This is a genomic window from Amedibacillus sp. YH-ame10, from assembly GCF_053848885.1.
In genome coordinates this window covers 1-20,028 of the sequence record NZ_JBSPFA010000007.1, presented here as the reverse complement: position 1 = coordinate 20,028, position 20,028 = coordinate 1, and the positions used below count along the sequence as shown (strand labels likewise).

General features: G+C 34.7%; 19 protein-coding genes and 1 pseudogene. 12 read left to right on the top strand and 8 right to left on the bottom strand.

Annotated elements, in window-relative coordinates; all coding sequences use genetic code 11:
• Nucleotides 1-86 precede the first annotated feature (86 nt).
• A complete protein-coding gene (locus ACWG42_RS04125) occupies nt 87-755 on the top strand; it encodes a uracil-DNA glycosylase (protein WP_455790265.1) in 669 nt (222 codons plus the stop codon).
• A 37-nt stretch (nt 756-792) separates the two neighbouring features.
• Here ACWG42_RS04125 and ACWG42_RS04120 read toward each other — a convergent pair whose 3' ends face one another.
• Nucleotides 793-1,989, bottom strand: a complete 1,197-nt coding sequence (locus ACWG42_RS04120; RefSeq protein WP_455790263.1) for an MFS transporter — start codon at nt 1,987-1,989, stop codon at nt 793-795.
• A gap of 460 nt (nt 1,990-2,449) precedes the next feature.
• Between ACWG42_RS04120 and ACWG42_RS04115 the strand changes: the two genes are divergently transcribed.
• Nucleotides 2,450-3,325 (top strand): helix-turn-helix domain-containing protein, encoded by an 876-nt coding sequence (locus ACWG42_RS04115; RefSeq protein WP_455790261.1) that lies wholly within the window; start codon nt 2,450-2,452, stop codon nt 3,323-3,325.
• 53 nt (nt 3,326-3,378) lie between these two features.
• Here the strand turns inward: ACWG42_RS04115 and ACWG42_RS04110 are convergent, their stop codons facing one another.
• The 3 genes from ACWG42_RS04110 to ACWG42_RS04100 are packed head-to-tail and all read right to left on the bottom strand — an operon-like array spanning nt 3,379 to nt 8,196.
• Nucleotides 3,379-4,677, bottom strand: a complete 1,299-nt coding sequence (locus ACWG42_RS04110) for a 2-hydroxyglutaryl-CoA dehydratase (protein WP_455790259.1) — start codon at nt 4,675-4,677, stop codon at nt 3,379-3,381.
• On the bottom strand, nt 4,674-7,613 hold the full coding sequence (locus tag ACWG42_RS04105; RefSeq protein ID WP_455790258.1) for an acyl-CoA dehydratase activase-related protein: 2,940 nt from the start codon (nt 7,611-7,613) through the stop codon (nt 4,674-4,676). Before ACWG42_RS04105 ends, ACWG42_RS04110 begins: the two co-directional genes overlap by 4 nt.
• Nucleotides 7,603-8,196, bottom strand: a complete 594-nt coding sequence (locus ACWG42_RS04100) for a TetR/AcrR family transcriptional regulator (protein WP_455790256.1) — start codon at nt 8,194-8,196, stop codon at nt 7,603-7,605. The genes ACWG42_RS04105 and ACWG42_RS04100 overlap by 11 nt, the downstream gene beginning before the upstream one ends.
• A gap of 227 nt (nt 8,197-8,423) precedes the next feature.
• Here ACWG42_RS04100 and ACWG42_RS04095 point away from each other — a divergent pair, with 227 nt between their 5' ends.
• The 4 genes from ACWG42_RS04095 to ACWG42_RS04080 all read left to right on the top strand — a co-directional run bounded on the left by ACWG42_RS04095 (nt 8,424) and on the right by ACWG42_RS04080 (nt 10,974).
• Nucleotides 8,424-9,044 (top strand): DUF4004 family protein, encoded by a 621-nt coding sequence (locus tag ACWG42_RS04095; protein ID WP_455790254.1) that lies wholly within the window; start codon nt 8,424-8,426, stop codon nt 9,042-9,044.
• A gap of 12 nt (nt 9,045-9,056) precedes the next feature.
• Nucleotides 9,057-9,422: a LiaF transmembrane domain-containing protein gene (locus tag ACWG42_RS04090; protein WP_455790252.1), complete on the top strand. Its 366-nt coding sequence runs from the start codon at nt 9,057-9,059 to the stop codon at nt 9,420-9,422.
• The gene (locus ACWG42_RS04085) at nt 9,391-10,032 is read left to right on the top strand and encodes a polymer-forming cytoskeletal protein (protein ID WP_455790250.1); all 642 of its coding nucleotides are present in this window, start codon (nt 9,391-9,393) and stop codon (nt 10,030-10,032) included. Before ACWG42_RS04090 ends, ACWG42_RS04085 begins: the two co-directional genes overlap by 32 nt.
• 75 nt (nt 10,033-10,107) lie before the next feature.
• A complete protein-coding gene (locus ACWG42_RS04080) occupies nt 10,108-10,974 on the top strand; it encodes a YitT family protein (protein WP_455790248.1) in 867 nt (288 codons plus the stop codon).
• 25 nt (nt 10,975-10,999) lie between these two features.
• On the opposite strand, the gene ACWG42_RS04075 is transcribed toward ACWG42_RS04080, so the two are convergent.
• The 3 genes from ACWG42_RS04075 to coaBC form a co-directional block, all read right to left on the bottom strand.
• Nucleotides 11,000-11,686, bottom strand: coding sequence for a hypothetical protein (locus ACWG42_RS04075; RefSeq protein ID WP_455790247.1), 687 nt, complete (start codon nt 11,684-11,686; stop codon nt 11,000-11,002).
• A gap of 111 nt (nt 11,687-11,797) precedes the next feature.
• Nucleotides 11,798-12,583 carry a type III pantothenate kinase gene (locus ACWG42_RS04070; RefSeq protein WP_455790246.1) on the bottom strand — a complete coding sequence of 262 codons (786 nt, stop codon included), beginning with the start codon at nt 12,581-12,583 and terminating at the stop codon, nt 11,798-11,800.
• Nucleotides 12,577-13,788 (bottom strand): bifunctional phosphopantothenoylcysteine decarboxylase/phosphopantothenate--cysteine ligase CoaBC, encoded by a 1,212-nt coding sequence (coaBC, locus tag ACWG42_RS04065; RefSeq protein WP_455790244.1) that lies wholly within the window; start codon nt 13,786-13,788, stop codon nt 12,577-12,579. Before coaBC ends, ACWG42_RS04070 begins: the two co-directional genes overlap by 7 nt.
• 180 nt (nt 13,789-13,968) lie before the next feature.
• On the opposite strand from coaBC, the gene ACWG42_RS04060 reads away from it, so the two are divergent.
• From ACWG42_RS04060 to ACWG42_RS04040, 5 genes are all read left to right on the top strand, one after another.
• The gene (locus ACWG42_RS04060; RefSeq protein WP_455790243.1) at nt 13,969-15,492 is read left to right on the top strand and encodes an NAD(P)H-hydrate dehydratase; all 1,524 of its coding nucleotides are present in this window, start codon (nt 13,969-13,971) and stop codon (nt 15,490-15,492) included.
• A 15-nt stretch (nt 15,493-15,507) separates the two neighbouring features.
• Nucleotides 15,508-16,176, top strand: a complete 669-nt coding sequence (locus ACWG42_RS04055; RefSeq protein WP_455790241.1) for a suppressor of fused domain protein — start codon at nt 15,508-15,510, stop codon at nt 16,174-16,176.
• A gap of 64 nt (nt 16,177-16,240) precedes the next feature.
• The gene (locus tag ACWG42_RS04050; protein ID WP_455790239.1) at nt 16,241-16,723 is read left to right on the top strand and encodes a hypothetical protein; all 483 of its coding nucleotides are present in this window, start codon (nt 16,241-16,243) and stop codon (nt 16,721-16,723) included.
• Between the two features lie 23 nt (nt 16,724-16,746).
• Nucleotides 16,747-17,238, top strand: coding sequence for a hypothetical protein (locus ACWG42_RS04045; protein ID WP_455790237.1), 492 nt, complete (start codon nt 16,747-16,749; stop codon nt 17,236-17,238).
• Nucleotides 17,235-17,843 (top strand): hypothetical protein, encoded by a 609-nt coding sequence (locus ACWG42_RS04040; RefSeq protein WP_455790235.1) that lies wholly within the window; start codon nt 17,235-17,237, stop codon nt 17,841-17,843. The genes ACWG42_RS04045 and ACWG42_RS04040 overlap by 4 nt, the downstream gene beginning before the upstream one ends.
• A 56-nt stretch (nt 17,844-17,899) precedes the next feature.
• On the opposite strand, the gene hflX is transcribed toward ACWG42_RS04040, so the two are convergent.
• Nucleotides 17,900-19,153 carry a GTPase HflX gene (gene hflX, locus ACWG42_RS04035; RefSeq protein WP_455790234.1) on the bottom strand — a complete coding sequence of 418 codons (1,254 nt, stop codon included), beginning with the start codon at nt 19,151-19,153 and terminating at the stop codon, nt 17,900-17,902.
• Nucleotides 19,154-19,350: 197 nt separating this feature from the next.
• Here hflX and ACWG42_RS04030 point away from each other — a divergent pair.
• Nucleotides 19,351-20,028, top strand: a pseudogene (locus ACWG42_RS04030) (ISNCY family transposase); the annotation flags it as partial.

Genomic DNA, 20,028 nt, shown 5'->3' with positions numbered 1-20,028 from the left:
TAAAGAAAGTATAACATGGATTATTTTTTGTAGGGAAAAAAATAAGTTTGTGATATGATGAAAGAAAGTAAAAAGGGAGGATGCTTATGGTACAGATTGGAAATGATTGGGACATCATATTAAAAGATGAATTTCAAAAAGAGTATTATTTGAAGTTGCGAAATTTTCTAGCTTATGAATATAAGACACAAAGCATCTATCCAAATATGTATGATATTTTTAATGCTTTAAAGTATACTGCGTTTCAAGATGTAAAAGTAGTTATCTTAGGACAAGATCCATATCATGGAGAAGGGCAAGCTCATGGCTTGTGCTTTTCTGTAAAGAAGGATGTGTCTATTCCACCTTCTTTGCTTAATATTTATCAGGAGTTACAGCATGATGTAGGGTGTAATATTCCAAGGCATGGGGAATTGATTAAATGGGCAAAGGAAGGCGTACTTTTACTCAATACGGTTCTAACGGTGCGAAGGGGTGTTGCGAATTCGCATGCCGGCAAGGGATGGGAAATACTAACGGATGAAATCATTCGAAAATTGAATGAGCGAAAAGACCCTATTGTTTTTATGTTATGGGGAAAACAAGCAAAAGCGAAAGCAGATTTGATTACGAATAAGAATCACCTAATATTAATGTCTTCACATCCTAGTCCTTATAGTGTAGAGTATGGGTTCTTTGGATGTCGTCATTTCTCAAAAGCAAATGCTTTTTTGAAGGATCATGGAAATAAGGTAATAGATTGGCAAATAGAATAAAATGACTGGTTATGCAGTACGCTAACCAGTCATTCTTTCAGTGTTGTGTTAAATATTGAAACTTCCATGCACATATGGATAGTAAAACAACCATGCTTCCTGTTACAATTAGAATAAGAGGAATGGATATTTGATCACCTAAAGGACCAAATATCATCATACCAAAGGGAAGTGCACAAGAGGTCGCAATTTGCATAAAGGAAAAGATTCTTCCTTGCATTTGGGGTTCGACTTCCTGTTGTATTGTTACACTAATCGGTGCGTTATAGCAAGGGGATGTTATTCCAATGAGGGTATTGCATACAAGGTACATTAGAAAGATGCTAGAACCACCTAATCCAATCATGAAAGCTCCATACATACCTCCCGCAAGAAGGGTTGTTTTTAGTTTTTGTTTAAAACCACCCCAAGAGGCTATCAAAACACCTCCTAAAATCATTCCTAAACTATATGTCATTTCACTTGCGGTTAATCTCCACAATTCACTACCAAAGCTTCTACTTACCATAAGTGGTGTTAAAAAGGCAGAGGGACTAATCAGGATTAAAATGATGATTTGAAAAAGAAGTAATCTTTTTATGAAACGATTTGTTTTTAGATATAAGAAGCCATTCTTGATATCTTCGATATACGTATTCTTTGTTTCCGTTTGTTTTTTGTAGGGTGTGTATTTGATTGTGATGGTGATCCCTACCGCAATACACGCAGTAACCACATCAATGAGTAAGGTGACTTCTAATGAGGTTACAGAAAGAATGGCACCCGCAATAGCAGGAGATAGAAACATCATCATAGAAGAGAGTGTAGATTGTATTCCTTGAACTCTCATGAGGTGTTCCTGGGGAACGATTTGAGGAATAAATGCATTTACTGCAGGTGTTTGTATTCCAGTACCCGCAGAGCGTATCATAAGTACAGTGAGTAATAGATACATGTTTTGATATCCTGCTAAGAAAAGTAGAGCCAATAAAAGAGTAGATAGGGCAATGATACTATCTGATAATTGTATCAATGTTTTTCGATTATACGTATCAATCCAAACACCAGCAAATAAAGATATTACTATCTGAGGTAGAAACCCACATAAGGTGGATAGCATAAGCATTGTACCTGAGGATGTGGTTAGAGTGATGTGCCAAACAATTGCATATTGTACAATGGAAGATCCAAAAAGGGATATAGTTTGAGCACTTAAAAATTTAATAATGGAAGATTTCCAATGGGTTGTATTCATAATATATAGTTCCTTTCAAATATAAGTTGACGTATTTATAATACAAAATAAAAGCTGTAGTACACACTGTACACAGCCTAAAAGAAACATCCTACACAAAACAAGCAAAAAGATATCCTACTATAATAGGATGAAGTATGCTCGTTTCGATGAAGTTAGAATCTATTTTGCTCTATACAATGTTTCATCGTTACCAAATGCATAGAGCAGCTTCGTCTTCTCATTTTATCAAGGATGATGGTATTCATAATCAAAATCTCCTTTTATTACAAAACAATCCTATCATATTGGAAAATTGAAGTCAATCTGTTAGAACTATTAAAAATATGATAAAATATAGTGCATACAGCGATAAATAAGGCATATGCAACGCAAAGTTGACATAAAATTACATAAGTGCAAACGTAGGTTGGTAGTGATTAAAGGGTAAAATAGGTACGATATTGGTGAGGTGAAAAAGATGAAATTTGAGGAAAATTTAAAAGAATTAAGAAAACAGAATGGCTATTCACAAGAAGAGTTAGCGGATAAACTAAACGTATCTAGACAAGCTGTTAGCAAGTGGGAGAATGGAAGTGGGTATCCAGAATTGGATAAACTGATGGCTTTATGTGATTTGTTTCGTACAAGTTTGGATGAGTTATTAAAAGGGGATGTGCGAGAGAGATATATGGTAGGCATACAAAAGTATGATTTGCATTGTAATCGTATGGCAAAGGCAATCTCTTTTGGAGTTTTCATGGTATTGTTGGGGATTGTGTCTGGGGCATTTTTAGAACCATATTTTGTAGGTGAACAGGAAGATATATTAGGAATTACTTTCTTTGTATGTGTTGCGATTGGGGTATTGGTGTTTATTTATTATGGTATGCAATCCGATGCTTTCCAAAAAAAATATCCAAAGAAGCCACAGAATATTTATACAGAAGAAGAGATTGAAGAAAATGAGCGTAAGTATCGCATCTCTATGGTTGTAGGGGTTGGTATTATCTTAATATCCTTTGCTGTTCAAATACTGTTGGATTTAATGATAGCAGAAAATATCGCAAATGGGGTTTGGATGTTCATGATTGATATTGCGGTTGTGAACTTTGTATACTTCGGTATGATGAAGTCAAAGTTTACAGATACCATTCCTAAAAGTGAAGAAGAACTTGCGAAGGCAAAGAGGGAAAGCAAGGTTGGAAAATGGTGTGGGTGCATTATGATTGGCGCAGTGATTGTGTATCTTACATGGAGTTTTATGGGGGATAGTTGGGATCGTTCTTGGCTAGTCTTCCCAATTGCTGGGTTGTTATGTGGTATTGCAAGTATTGTATTATCAAAAGAGGAATAAATTAAGAAAAGAAATAGACACCATCTCATAATCGAAATGGTGTCTGTTTTGTTTTATCTTGATTCATATGCATACGCATGTGCATTATCATGTTCTAGGTTTACTTCATCACTTCCATAAAATTGTTCATTCAAACGTGCGTTAGATAACATAAGCTTTAAACGGTTTTCTTGATTCACCTTGGTGGCGCTTGGATCATAATCAACCGCAACGATGTTTGCATTTGGATAAATTGTTTTTAGTTTTCTTGTCATTCCTTTAGCGACAATATGATTCGGTAGACAGCCAAATGGTTGACAACATACAATATTATTGATTCCTTGTTTGATAAGCGCAACCATTTCACTTGTTAATAGCCAACCTTCTCCCATCTTATTTCCACGATTTATAATACCTTCACTACAAGCAATGACTTCTTTGAAGGTATCTGGTTCACGAAAAACTCCTTGTTCTTTGATGGTGATATTGGCAGAACTTTGTAAATGTTGAATATACGTATTTGCTAATCGTATGAACATATGACTCCATTTATGGTGGTTGTAGTATTCATGGTCAATGCAGGAATTTTCTAAACAGTATAATGCAAAATCCATGACTCCAGAAAGGACAGGTTCACATCCTTCTTTGATAAGGAAATCTTCTAAGTCTCCATTTCCAAGTGGAGCGTATTTCATATAGATTTCACCAACAATGCCAACTTGAATCTTTGGTTTTGTACTACGTTCAATGGAAGCGAAATCATGAAGCATTTCTCTATAATTTTTCTTCAAACGCAGAAACTGAAAGGTATCAAATTGCGCAGTGATTGTTTCCACCCATGTTGTAACAAGCGCATCTGCACTTCCTTTGATAACCTCATAAGGTTTACATTGGTTTTTAATCCACATCAACATATCAGAATATAAAAAGGCATATATGATGCGTAATAAAATTTTTGGAGTTAGTTTAAATCCACTGTTCTTTTCTAGATTGGAAAAGTTAACGGAGATAACTGGCACGTGTGCAAAGCCAGCTTGTATCAATGCTTTACGAAGAAGGTGGATGTAATTTGATGCACGGCATCCTCCACCTGTTTGTGTAATTGCAAGGGCTACATGATCCACATCATATGCTCCACTTTTTAGCGCATCAATCATTTGACCAATGACCAATAAAGCAGGGTAACATGTATCATTATGAACATTTTTTAAACCTTCATCAATGATTTGTTGTCCTTCTGTTTTTAGTATTTCTACTTTATAACCATCTTTTTGTAAGATGTTTTGTAGGAATGCAAAATGAATAGGTAACATCATGGGAACCAAAATAGTATGTGTTTTTTTCATTTCTTTTGTAAATTCTACACGATTCATTTTTCATCACCCTTCCTTTCATCCATTGCGGCTAATAGGGAACGACAACGGATCTTTACAGCTCCTAAATTATCTACTTCATCTATTTTTATTTGGGTATATAATTTGTTGTTGTCTCTTAATAAATCTTTGACTTCATCTGATGTAATGGAATCAATTCCACACCCAAAGCTAACGAGTTGAATGAGTTCCATATTCTCTTGGGTTGTGACAAATTGTGCTGCGTTATACATGCGAGAGTGGAAGGTCCATTGATTCAACGTATGTAGTTTTGGCATGGTTGGTTGTTTTTCGATACAATCTTCACTTAGGATAACACATCCAAGATCACTTAATAAGCGATGAATTCCATGATTGACTTGTGGATCAATATGGTAAGGTCTTCCTGCTAATAGAATCATATCTCTACCATGCTCTTTTGCATACTGCATAGCACGTTTTCCTTCTTCTTTTACTTTATCTTTATATGCATCATAGGCAAGATAGGCGTGGGTGCTAGCTGCACGTACTTCTTGATAGGATATTCCCATTTGTTTTTGTTGGAAGTAAGCAAACAGTTTTTTATCAAATGTGGATTTATCGTCCATGTATACATATGGATATAGGAAGTTTGTAGTTTGTAAATCCATATTTCCTTCGATTACTTCTGGATAATAGGCAACGACAGGGCAATTATAGTGATTATCACCCATACCTTCGTTTACGTTATAACTCATACAAGGATAGAAGATTGTAGAGATACCTTTATTGATTAGGGATTGGATATGTCCATGTACTAGTTTTGCAGGATAACAAATGGTATCGGAAGATATCGTGTGTTGTCCCATAGCATATAAGGCCTTACTTGAGCGATCACTTAATACGACTTCATATCCAAGATTGGTAAAGAAAGAATGCCAGAATGGTAAGTTGTCATACATATTGAGTACCATCGGGATGCCAATCTTTCCACGAACTCCAGGATAGCCTTTTAATTTCATAAGCTCTTCATATTTAAATTCATATAAGTTTGGAAGCTTTTCACTGTTTCCTTTTCCTGTAATTGGACGTTCACACTTATTTCCTGCAATGTGTTTAGAACCATCATAGAACGTGTTCACTGTTAAATTACAACGATTGGTACACAAACCACAATGAATGGCTTTGGAAGTGTGTGTAAAGTTTTTGATGTCTTCATGAGAAAGGATTGTACTTGTTTCTTTGTGTTTTTCTTTCGCAAGTAAGGCAGCTCCATAAGCTCCCATTAAATGGGCAATGCTAGGACGTATCACTTGTCTACCTAATTCAATCTCAAAACTTCGTAGTACAGTATCATTTAGGAACGTTCCACCTTGTACAACAATTTCTTTTCCAATATCATCTGCACTCTTGGCGCGGATGACTTTATATAGGGCGTTCTTTACGACACTCATGCATAGACCAGCGGATATATCTTCCATAGAAGCACCATTTTTCTGTGCTTGTTTTACAGAAGAATTCATAAATACAGTACAACGTGTTCCTAAATCAACAGGGTGTTTTCCCATAAGCCCCATTTGTGCAAAAGCTTGAATATCATGCCCCATGCTTTTCGCAAAGGTTTCAATGAAACTTCCACAACCACTCGAACAAGCTTCGTTTAGTAAAATATCATCGATGGAATTATCTTTGATTCGAAAGCACTTCATATCTTGTCCACCGATATCGATAATGAAATCAACATTTGGATTAAAATGTTTAGCAGCCGTATAGTGTGCAATGGTTTCCACGATACCGATATCTAAATGAAAAGCACGTTTGATTAGTTCTTCTCCATATCCAGTCACAGCACTTTGTGTAATCTTGATACGATCTTCTATTTGTTCATAGATGTTTAAGAGTTCTTGTTTTATAACATCTACAGGATTTCCTTGGTTGCTTGTATAACTTTCATATAAAATTTTACAATCTTCATCAATCAAAACAAGCTTTGTAGTTGTACTTCCTGCATCAATTCCAAGATAAGCATTTCCTATATAGGTATGAATATCTGCTTTTTTTACTTTCGCATGATGATGGCGATTTATAAAATCAAGGTATTCTTCATCGTTTTCAAATAGGGTAGGTAATCCAGCAGTTTCTACTTTCTTAACAGACATTTCTTGCATACGTTTTAAAATTTCATCATAACGGTATGTCTTGGATTCACTTCCTGCATACACAGCACTTCCTAAAGCAACGAAATAAGGGGATAATTCAGGAAAGTTTGCTTGTGTATCATCTAGATGTAAAGTTTCCATGAAACGCTCTTGTAGTCCCTTCATAAAATGAAGGGGTCCACCTAAAAATAAAACATTTCCTTCAATGTTACGTCCTTGGGCCAAACCCGCAATGCTTTGATCCACTACGGCTTGAAAAATACTTGCGGCTAAATTACTTTTTTCACACCCTTGATTGATTAAGGGTTGTACATCACTTTTCGCAAATACTCCACAACGAGAAGCAATTGGATACAAGGTTGTATGTTGTAAAGATAGTGTATCCATAGTTTCTAAATCAACATTCAACAAGGTAGCCATCTGGTCGATAAACGCTCCTGTTCCACCAGCACAAGTAGAATTCATACGTTCTTCTAAAGCACCTCTTAAAAAGATGATTTTGGCATCTTCTCCACCTAGTTCAATTACGACATCAGTTTGTGGATAATATTTCTTTACAGCTTGTGCACTAGCAAACACTTCTTGTACAAAAGGGAAGTTGGCATCATTTGCGATACCCAATCCAGCACTCCCTGTAATAGCTAAGGTGATTTCTTGTCCTTCAAGTAACTCTCTTAACTCTTGAATCTTTGTAACACTCATTTCTCTTACTTTGGATTTATGACGCTCATAGCTTTTGTATATGATATCATCATGATCATTTAAGACCACAGCTTTTAATGTTGTAGATCCAACATCAATTCCTAATTTATAACTCACGAATATCCACCTCACTATCCATAATGCATTTTGCTACACGTTTTACTTCAGGTAATAAATTTTCTAATATATCTGGGTGATCAAAGGATAGGGCATTGTAACAAATAACACTTACAATTTCCATTAACAACATCATACGATTCAATGTCATACGATCTTCTTCACCTTCACGTTTCCACAGACTCAAGAATTCTTCAAGGCGTTCTACTTCTTTAAAGACAATACTTCTATGTTCTTCTGTATCTAATATGTAGGGCATATTTTTTTGAATGGTCTTTAATAATAAAGGGTTACAACGATGATTTTGAATCAATTCTTCTACAAAGGTTTGTTTCCAACAAGATCCTTGTTTCTTTGATTTCTCATACGATCTATTGACTATCTCATTGATTAAGGTCCCATGTTGTTTCGTTAGAATTTGCGAAATCAAAGCACTCTTATCTTTGTAATACAAATAGAATGTTCCTTTTGCAACATTGGCTCTTTTTACGATTTCATTAACAGAAGTAGACTCTACGCCTTGTTCCTTGAAGAGGGCAATCGCAGCTTGTTGGATACGTGCGGATTTATCTAGTGTCTCCATAAAAAGTACCTCCTTAATCATTACATTGTATTAGTTTAAACCTAAAATGACCACCGGTCAATAACTTTGTGGTAATTTTTACCTAGCTTTTTTCGAATGCTTTTATTATCCGATAAGTGAAAACGGTTTCGTATAAAATAAAAAAATTATACAAATCTATTTACAATGTAACAATGTTATGCTAATATATGAGTGTAACAAAACATTGTTACGTTAGAAGGTGACTTATGGAGATATCAAAGAAAGATTTATTGGAAGAAACGAAAATCTCTTATGGACAACTATATCGTTGGAAACGCGAAGGTTTGATTCCAGAGGAATGGTTTGAAAAACGTTCTTCCTACACAGGACAGGAAACATATTTTCCTAGGGAAGAGATTTTAAAGAGAATTGAAATGATTCAACAATTGAAAGATGTATACTCGTTAGATGAATTATCGAAGATGTTAAATCCTACACACAGTAGTGAAACATTCGATGAAGAGGCATTAGAACAAATCAAAGAATTGGATGATCAAGTTGTCGCTGGATTCATGGATAGTTTACAAAAAGATGAATTTAGTTATAGTGAAGTGATTTTAATGGTTGCCTATAGCAAATGTGTGGAAGAATATACATTGGATGAAACAACGATTAAAGATTTAATAACGTATATGACAATGAATTTACAAGGATTGAACAGTATTGATTATACCTTATTGCTTATCAAAGTGAAGGAAGACTACTATATGATACTCGTACAAGATAAAAATACACAGTTCTTGGATAAACGTATACAAGTAATGAAAGAAATAAGTTTACAAGATATCAGTAGCGCTATCAAGCTAAAGTATCAAAGTACATTTTAGGAGGATAAAAGAATGATAGGACGTTTAAGTTTTCGCACCAAACAAATATTGATTGGTTTGATCTTTATTGGAATCGGTGTTGGATATTTGGGAGACCAAATGAAATGGTGGGAGTTTACAATTTTCTTTCCAGGTTGGTGGACTATGTTTTTGATCATACCTGCGATTATCGGTATAATTGATTATGGATTCTATATCGCAAATATGGGTATGTTATTATTTGGATGTTACTTCTTAGCAAATGCGAATGGATGGATTGATTATAAATTGAGTTTTCCGATTTTCGTGGCAATCGGATGTATATGTATTGGAATACGCTTATTATTTAGAAAGAGAGTGAAATGGTATGACTACACAGCAGATGGATATAAAGATTGAGGGATTAGGGACGATCAGTGAAGGAAGTTATGGTCGTATAAAAGTAGAGGGTGTTGGGAAAATCAGAGGGAATGTAGAATTTGAAACTATGGAAATAGAAGGTACGTGTAATGCGGATCAAAATTTAAAGGGTGGTCTTTTAAATATCGAAGGTATGTTCAAAGTAAAAGGGGATATACGCGTAAAACAACTTAACATCGAAGGTATGTTGAGAACAGAAGATCGTAAAATCTATGCGAATGAAATTCGTGTAGAAGGAATGTTGAAAAATAGTGGAGAAGTGAATGCTGATCGAGTAATCATTGAAGGATGTGCAAGTATCAATGATTTATTCGGTGATGAGATTACAATAGACTATGGGTATATGGGAGTTAGAGGCCTCTTTCATTTTGGACATAATAAGTTGTTTGAAAAAATGAATCGTGCGAACAACATTGAATGTAGTAAGCTAACTGCACAGAATTTAACATGTCATTCTATTAGCGCAACAGACATTGTCTTGAGTAGCCACTGTGTTGTAGATACTATTTATTGTAATGGAACCTTACGCTATGATAGTACTTGTAGAATCAAACATATTGAAGGGGATTGTATCCAACAAGGGAAATAAAAAGAAAGTCGATGAGTGCTTGCACTGGTCGACTTTTATGTTATAATTTTAGCGTTTAATACAGGGAGAATATTTATGAATACAAAGAATGAAGAATATATAAAGTATGCGTACGTAATTTTTGGAGGATTTATATTTGCAGCTGGTGTAAACCTATTTATTGTACCTCTTAATTTATATACAGGAGGAGTGATTGGTATTGCGCAAATCATTCGTTCTGTTTTATCTCAATATGCGCATTTAGATTTTGGTGGTTTTGATATTGCGGGTATTATTAACTTTGCGATGAATGTACCGCTCTTTATTATGGCATATCGTAGTATCTCAAGACGTTTCTTTATAAAGACGTTATTATGTGTACTTGCTCAAACACTTGCATTCACTGTCGTGATGATTCCATCTAAACCTATTATTGATGATGTACTAGCAGCTTGTTTAATTGGTGGATTGATTGGTGGTTTTGGTATTGGGTTGGCACTTAGAAGTGGGGGAAGTGGAGGAGGATTGGATATCCTTGGTGTATACTTCGCTAAGAAATCGAATTTCTCTGTTGGGAAATTATCCATTGTTGTAAATGCTTTGATTTATGTGTGTTGTGCATTATTATTTACTATATCCACTGCTATATATTCTATTATCTATACGGCATGTATGTATATGATGGTGGATAAGATTCATTATCAAAACATCAATATGACCGCAATGATCTTTACAAAGAATGATAAAGTTCAAGAATCTATTTTGAAAGAGACAAGAAGAGGGGTTACCTATTGGAAAGGCGCTGGTGCCTATACCAAAACGGATACCTTTGTATTGATGACTGTCATCAATAAATATGAAGTATCACAATTGAAAAAAATTATCTTATCAATTGATCCTAATGCGTTTATTATCTTTAATGAAGGTATGAGTATTAGTGGTAACTTTGAAAAGAGGTTATAAAAAAATACAGTTTAGCTGTATTTTTTTATGCTTTTCCTCTTTGAATTCGACTTCCTATAATCTTCTCTGCTTCTCCATTAAGTCCTTCTAATACAATTCCACGTATATCCGTTATGTAGTAGGTAGGATCATTCTTTGTACGTAATCGAATATGGATTTCACTAATCGCACCAACAATAGGTGGATTGGTAAAGTAATTGCGAAAGAGCTCTGCATCCTCAGGATGTACAATTTCATGTTGAATTGATTCTTCAACAAATTGGTGGGCATTTCCAACTGCATGCCAATTCAATGAATCACAAATCGTATCATTTGCAAAGTTATACTCAAAGATAATCAATCCAGTAATATCCGCAATTTTTCGATAACGATATTCAAAGGTATCCAAATTTAATTCATCTTGTTTTAGTTGTTGATTGAATTGATCCAATAAACTTTCACAGTTGCTTAACGTATGTTCATTTTCATCGTATTCAAAATCATATTGATCACATAAATCTTGCATTTTTCGATTCAATTTAGATTTCTGTTGGTACACCTTCATTTTATCAATACTCCATAAAATAACCACAACAGAGAATAAAAGTATTAATATATATGGAATCTCTTTCACGACAACATTCCCCATATGTTTTTCGTGTTCATATATCAAAATTCCATAAATACTAATAAAACATAAAATACTAATCAATTCTTTCCAAATTTTTCGCATACTCCCAGCCCCTTTCTTTATCTATATTATAGATTATAACAAATTTCACAATGTTTTTATAGCTTTGAGCATCAAAGCATGAAGAAAAAGACATGAGTGTTCATGCCTTTATTACTTACGATTTACTTTATCTGCAGTATACTTCTCATAAATACATTTTAATCCTTTAAATGTCAAATCACGATCATATACATCAATTTCATCCGTGTTCTTATAAATAATCTTTCCAAGACCTCCAGTCGCAATAACTTTCATATTACTTCCAATAGCCTCTTTGAATTTCTTAATGATGTATTCACTTTGTCCAATATAACCATAGATAAGCCCAGCTTGCATACTTGTAGTTGTTGTTTTATTCAAAATGGATTTTGGTTTCTTGATTTCAATTTCAGGAAGTTTTGCGGCTTGTGTCCACATGGCTTGCGCACTTGTTTCTAGTCCTAACGTAATGACACCAAATTCAAAGTTTCCACGTTCATCTACGTAGTCATAGGTAGTTGCTGTTCCAAAATCTACAACAAGACAAGGACCACCATATTCATGATAAGCACCAGCAGCATCTACGATTCGATCAGATCCTACTGCTTTTGGATTTTCTGCATTTACAGAAATACCAGTTTTGATACCAGGTCCTACAATGATTGGTTCTTTGTTCATATATTTACGAATACTATTGATAAAAGAGTGCATGATCATAGGGACAACACTACTAATAATGACATCTTGAATATCTTTTATTTCTACTTTTGAAGCAGATAAGAAGTTCATAATCATAAATCCATATTCATCACTTGTTCTCTTCAATTTTGTAGTCAAACGATAGTTTCCTATCAAACGATCTTCTTTATAAATACCAACCGTTATATTTGTATTTCCTATATCGATAACAACTAGCATGAACCTTTTCCTTCTTTCTCATTGTGAATTTCTAATAGACGGTGCAATATAGCTACTCCAATGTCATATTTACTCATACGTGTAAAGTCTGTATGTTTTTCTTTTTCAATCATCGTCACTACATTGGTATCATGCTGGAAACCAGCTCCTTCTACTAATAGATTGTTCGCAATGATCATATCGCAATGTTTCTTTTCTAATTTTGCTTTGGCGTTTTGTAATAAATCTTGTGTTTCCATCGCAAACCCACATAACAGTTGATGATTTTTTTTATGTTCTCCAAGGTAGGCAAGGATATCAGGATTTTTTATAAATTCGATGTTTAAGGTATCGCCTTGTTTTTTTATTTTATTATCTGCGATGCTTTGGGCACGATAATCACCAACCGCTGCAGCTTTGATGATAAAGTCTTGAGTCGCATATAAATCTTGTACGGCTTCCATCATATCCATCGCACTTTTAATATGTATTACATTGATATCAAGGGGAGGTTGTAAATTACAAGGTCCAGAAATAAGCGTTACTTCCGCTCCCATATTTCTTGCGGCACGCGCAATTTCATACCCCATCTTTCCAGAGGAATGATTGGAAATAAAACGCACAGGATCCAATGCTTCTTGTGTAGGACCGGCCGTTACTAGAACACGTTTTCCTTGTAAAATATCACTTGTATCTAAGGCATGTTCAATATGTTCCATAATGTTTTCAAGATCCGCTAGTTTTCCTTTGCCAACATCTCCACACGCTAACAAACCAGTAGCAGGTTCGATTAACTCATATCCTAAAGATAAGCAGGCTGCTAGATTACTTTGCGTAACCGGATTTTCATACATATTGGTATTCATTGCAGGGCAAATCATTTTCTTACAAGAAGCAGCTAGAAAAGTTGTTGTTAACATATCATCCGCTATTCCATGAACAACTTTCGCAATGACATTCGCACTCGCTGGTACAATGACAAAGAGATCTGCACGTTGTGCAATGGATATATGTTTTACGCTACGATCTGCTACCTTTTCAAAGGTAGAAACCATAACATTATGTTTGGTAAGAGATTCAAATGTTAATGGGGAAATGAACTCAGTTGCATTCTGCGTCATTATGACTTCAACATCATACCCCTTTTTGATTAAATCACTGGTCAACTGTGCAGCTTTGAAAGCGGCGATTCCACCACTGACTCCCAATACAATTGTTTTTTTCATAATAACCTCCCATAAGGAATGCTTTTAGCTATCTTATTATAACGCAACTGTACTGCCTTGACAAGTTGAAGAAAAGAAAATGTTAAATATTTCACAAGCAAATAAATTACGATGAAAAAACTTCTTTTTCAAAATCATGAAAAGCGTATTATAATAAGAATATAGAAATGAGGAATGAGTATGTTTATTGTGTCTACGAAGGATATGCGTGCATTAGATCAAATTGCTATTTCAGACTATCTTATTCCGTCTTTACAATTGATGAAACAAGCAGCATGTACTTTAAAAACATATATTGATGAAAACTATCATAAGGAAGATTGTATTTGTATTGTATGTGGACCTGGGAATAACGGAGGAGATGGATTTGCTTTAGCAAGCATATTACAAGAAGATGGCTATGCTCATATACGTGTGTTATGCAATGTAGAAGAAACATCCTTGTCACAAGACGCAATGGTGTATGCCCAACGTTGGAGAGAAACAGGGAATACGATAGAAAAAGAAATGGAAATAGAGCACCTATGTTCTTTACTAGCTCGTCAAGATTTAATTGTAGATGCCCTATATGGAACGGGTCTTTCGCGTCCAATCCAAGGTAAGGATGCCACGATGATACAAGCAATTACAGAAAGTGGAGTTGCTGTGTTATCAGTAGATATTCCAAGTGGTATTCATTCAGATACAGGTGAAGTGATGGGGTGTGCAATAAAAGCAACCACAACCATTACCTTTGCATGCGCAACACTTGGTCAATTTATTTATCCTGGTTCTCAACATTGTGGTACTATGTATATTAAATCGATTGGGATACCTTCACAAGCTTTACAAAAAATCACAACCTATTCCATTTTGGAGGATAGCCTAGCAAAAGAAATGTTACCAATACGTAAAGCTCATTCTCATAAAGGTAGTTATGGAAAAGTATTGTTAATTGGGGGAAGTGTTTCCATGCATGGAGCATTGACTTTGTGTGCAAAAAGTATGTTACGAAGTGGCGTTGGCATATTGACATTATTTCTTCCAGATGTTATTGTTCCTGTTTTATCACAGAAAATAGAAGAATGTATGCTTGTATCTGTACCATCCAACGATGGATTCTTTGCGCCTAATGCCATTGATAGATTAAAAGAATGTATACAGGATTATGATATGATTGTGATAGGAAATGGTATGGGAAGAGGAAAGAATGTAGAATCCTTAGTTTCCTATGTTCTACAACAAGAACTACCATGTGTAATAGATGGAGATGCTATCTATGAATGTGCAAAACATTTAGATTTACTCAAACAAAGAAGTGCACCAACGATCTTAACGCCACATCCCAAAGAGATGAGCTACTTAACAAACTTGGTCGTACAAGATATTGTAAAAGATCCATTCACCATTGTGAAACAATTTGCCAATGAATACCATGCGGTAGTAGCATTAAAGGATCAATACACCTATATCAGTGATGGAAAAGAACTTTATGTAAATACGGCAGGAAATCATAGTTTGGCAAAAGGTGGAAGTGGAGATGTCTTATGTGGCATCATTGCGGGTCTTTTTGCCCAATCGAAACAAGCACTTCCTGCTTGTGCCTGTGGCGTATATGTACATGCAAAATGTGCAGATGAATTGTTGAAACGGGAAGATGGAAATAGTATTTTACCATCTGATTTAATAGATGAATTATCAAGTGTTTATCAATCGATACGATAAAGAAAGGAAACCTATATGGGATTATTGGATAAATTAAAAAAGAAACAAAGTGAAGTTGTAGAAGAACAAAAAGAGGAATCACATGTCGGTTGGGACGCTATCGAGAAAGCATTCCTTAAAACATATCCAGAACAAATAAATCCCAAGCATTATGCTACTTTAATCAAATGGCGTTTGGGTGGAAAAGATCCACTAGATGGTATTAGTATTTATGAATCAAAAGAGTATTGGCACTTCGTTACGTTTGGGTTAAGCGAACTTTATGAAAAAGAGAGTGAGAACTTAGAATATAGTGGATATGGTATGGAATTTACATTCAAGTTAAAGAAAGATACGTATAGCGATGAAGAAGGAGAAATCCGTTGTATTTGTGGTATTTTACAATCCATTGCGAGAGTTACTTTTCAAAACGGGGAACTATTTCAACCTTATGAATATCTGTATACAGGGCAAACACAGGGCATTGATAGTGAGATGAAATCCAATATCACTGGCTTTATAAGTGTGCCTGATCAAGAGGTAGAAGGTATCGATACACCTTTTGGTCGTGTTGATTTCATACAATTCATCGGTGTAACAAACGAAGAAATTACTGCAGTTAAAAATAAAGAAATCACAGTAAAAGAATTGTTTGAAAGACTTGGAAGTGATATCACCAATTATCATCGCAAGTCTATTCTCTAAGAACTAATATAAGAAGAACTTTTCATATCTAGCATATGTATACATAAGATAGGAGTGATGAGATATGGATTCTATCGAAAAGGATATTGCAAATTTATACAATAAAGACGCAAACAGTGCATATGCATCTTTGAAACGATTATTACAGGTAGTGGAACAATCCAATCTTGCGTATGCTTATATGGAAACCTTCTATGAAATGATGGAACATGAAAACTCTTATGTTCGAACAAGAGGGATTATATTACTAGCCCTCCATGCAAAGTGGGATACAAGGAATTATGTAGATCGATATATTGGTGCCTATATTACGCACATGGAAGATGAAAAAGCTATTACATCAAGAACGTGCATACAACATGCGGTTCATATAGCACGCTATAAACCACAATTGTGCAATATATTATTAGAAGCCTTAGAAGGGGGGACTCGTACATATAGTGAGTCCATGGCTCCTCTTATATATAAAGATCGAAAAAAAGCGATAAAACAAGTACAAGAATGGATGTATATTCATGAAGAACAAGGTGACAAAACAAAAAGGTAGTCACGACGAGAGGAACTCATTACATGAAACAAATGATATTATATGATATTGGAGAGGATGTCTTTCCAATGATGAAACAAGAAAGTTTACTATTTCATGCACTGCCAACGGTAAAGGATTGTGTTGGATGTTTTTCTTGTTGGATAAAAACTCCAGGAAGCTGTTGTATTAAGGATCGTTGTAACGACTTTACGAAAGAACTATCCTCCATCGATAAGCTTATCATTATTTCACCAATTACATATGGCGGATATTCCAGAAACATAAAAGCAGTACTTGATCGTTCTATCGGTTATTTATTGCCATACTTTCGAACATTCCATAAAGAAACACATCATCAAATGCGCTATGATAAACAATTTGCTATGCATGTGTATTTTTATGGACCGTGTGAACAGGATGAAAAAGAAGTTGCGAAACAGTTAGTGGATGCGAATGCATTAAATTTGAATACAAGAGAGCATCATGTTCATTTTTATAACGATGTAAATGATGTATACGAGGTGCTTTTATGAAAATTGCATTATTGAATGGAAGTCCTCGTTGTAAGAATAGTACTTCTTATTACCTATTAGAAGAACTTTCTAAATCTCTTCAACATCAAGACGCTACCATATTTACAAAAGCAACCTTACCTTCACTGTGTGATTGTTTAAAAGAGCTCGATGTCCTTGTGCTTGCTTTCCCACTTTATGTGGATTCTATGCCAGCATCCCTCATCGATCTGTTGAATGTTATAAAAAGTACAGGTATACACAATACAAAACTAAAAGTATATGCGATTGTGAACAATGGATTTTATGAAGCTAAACAAAATCATGTGGCAATCTCTATGGTATGGAACTGGTGTAAAACATGTGGGTTTCAAAAAGGATATGCGATTGGTGTTGGTGGGGGCGAAATGGTTCGTTTCGCACCACTAGGACATGGACCAGAAAAAAACTTAGGAAAAGCGATGCAAGAACTAACGAAACACATATGTGAAAAACAATCCGTAATAGATCAATATGTGGAACCTAATTTCCCAAAGTTCCTTTACAAGATGGCAGCGCATTATAACTGGAAAAAACAAATACGATCAAATGGATTAAAACCAAAAGATATTAAGAGAAAATTATAATCGATTATTGAATGAGGAAGTATTCTACATCAAATATGAGAAAAAGAGAGTCGAATTTAGGACTCTCTTTCATTAGGATGAAAGACATAATTTTCATATGTTTTAAGAAGGGTTTCATCAAGTTCCACTTCAATATGCATGCCATCTTCTTGATCTTCTCTATTTATAATATATGCATTTTCTTGTAGGTGAGAATACATACCACTTTTTTCGTAGGGGATACATAAGGAGACTTTTGTTGTTTGAGGGAAGATATGATGGCAGATAGTCTCTATTAGTATTTCAATGCTTTTATCATCTTTCGCACTGATGTGAACTGAGTGTTCATCTGCATATGGGTACGCAATATCTACTTTATCGCATTGATTGTATACCGTAATCATTTCTATGCTACTAGCATGGATGCGCTCAAGTGTAGCTTTGGTAACTTCCATTTGCTTTGTCACATCCTCACTCGAAACATCAACAATCTGTAAAAGTAAATCCGCAAAGGTAACCTCTTCTAATGTAGAATGGAAGGCTTCAATAAGTTCATGTGGTAAATCACGAACGAATCCTACCGTATCACTTATCAAAAAGGAACGCCCATGAGGAAGGTCAATTCTACGAATGGAAGTATCTAAAGTTGCAAACAGCATATCTTTTTCTAATACTTTTTTTTCATCATCTTGACTCGTATAAGAAAGCAAGGCATTCATAATTGTCGATTTCCCAGCGTTTGTATAACCAACAAGGGAAACCAAAGGAAGTTGAGATTTCTGCCGTGCTTTACGTTGTGTCCCTCGTTGTGCTTTCAACTCTTTTAAATCACGTGTAGTTTGTGCTATACGTGATTTGATTCTTCTTCGATCAAGTTCTAATTGTTTTTCTCCAGCACCTTTGTTTTTACCACTTGCACTTTGTCTACCAAGTTGAGTGTTTGCACCGACTAACCTAGGCAGTTGTTTTTTTAATTGTGCACTTTCAATTTGTAATCGAGCAGTTGGAGACATTGCACGTCTAGAGAATATTCCTAGAATCAAGTCACTACGATCCATAACGGTTACATTCCAATATTCTTCTAAATTTCGTATTTGCATCGGGCTTAAGTTTCTATGGAAAAGTACAATGTTAATTTCATGTTCTTGTAAATATTCAAGTATTTCTTCACATTTTCCTTTTCCTATTAAAGTTCTTAAATGAATCTGTTTTAAAAGCTGTGTAAAAGTCGCATCAACTTCCATATCACAAGCTGCTACGAGTTCCAAAAATTCATTTGTTTCTTCTTCCTTAATTTCATAATCGGCAAATACAACAATAATTTTTTCCATAAGACACATCCTTACTTTCTTATTATGGCAAGTTCTTTCTTAATTATATAGGAAAATGAAGGAGAACAGAAGAGAAATAAATCATGTGTGAAAATGTAAATCTCATTCGAAAATGATAATGTCTCAATGTATCAATATTGAAAATGTCCCAATGTAATTTAATAAAAGTATATAATATCTCCTTAAGGGAGGTCATTATGAGAAAGGTTGAATTAAGAATGAATGAAGAATATAAATATGAGATTATAAAAAACTTATCAGATACAAATGGGAATAAGAAAGCTGTTGCTATCAAGTTGAAATGTACTATACGTACAGTTAATCGATTACTGACAAAATACAAACTGGAAGGTAAAGCAGGTTTCCTACATGGTAATAGAGGTAAAAATCCTTCGACTACAATCCACAACTCTATCAGGCAAAGAATTATCGATTTATATATCGACGGCTATGGTGATGCTAATTTTACTCACTTCTGCGAAATAGTTAATGAAGAACTTGGTCATAAAATAAGTGATACAACTCTTAATAGATGGCTAAGGGATGAAGGTATCATTTCACCTAAAGCCAAAAGAAAAACTAAGAAATTTATGAAAAAATTATTAAAAACAAAATTAGATGTAACCAAGTCAGAGAAAGTTAAAAACGAAATAAAAGAAGCGATAGCTGTGATTGATTCTAAAGATGCTCATCCTACTAGATCAAGATCCAAATACATGGGTGAAATGATTCAAATGGATGCGTCATCATTTCATTGGATCCCTAATGAAGTATGGCATTTGCATTTAGCTGTTGATGATTCAACAGGAACGGTTGTAGGAGCCTATTTTGATACACAAGAGACATTAAACGGGTATTACCATGTCTTTCATAGG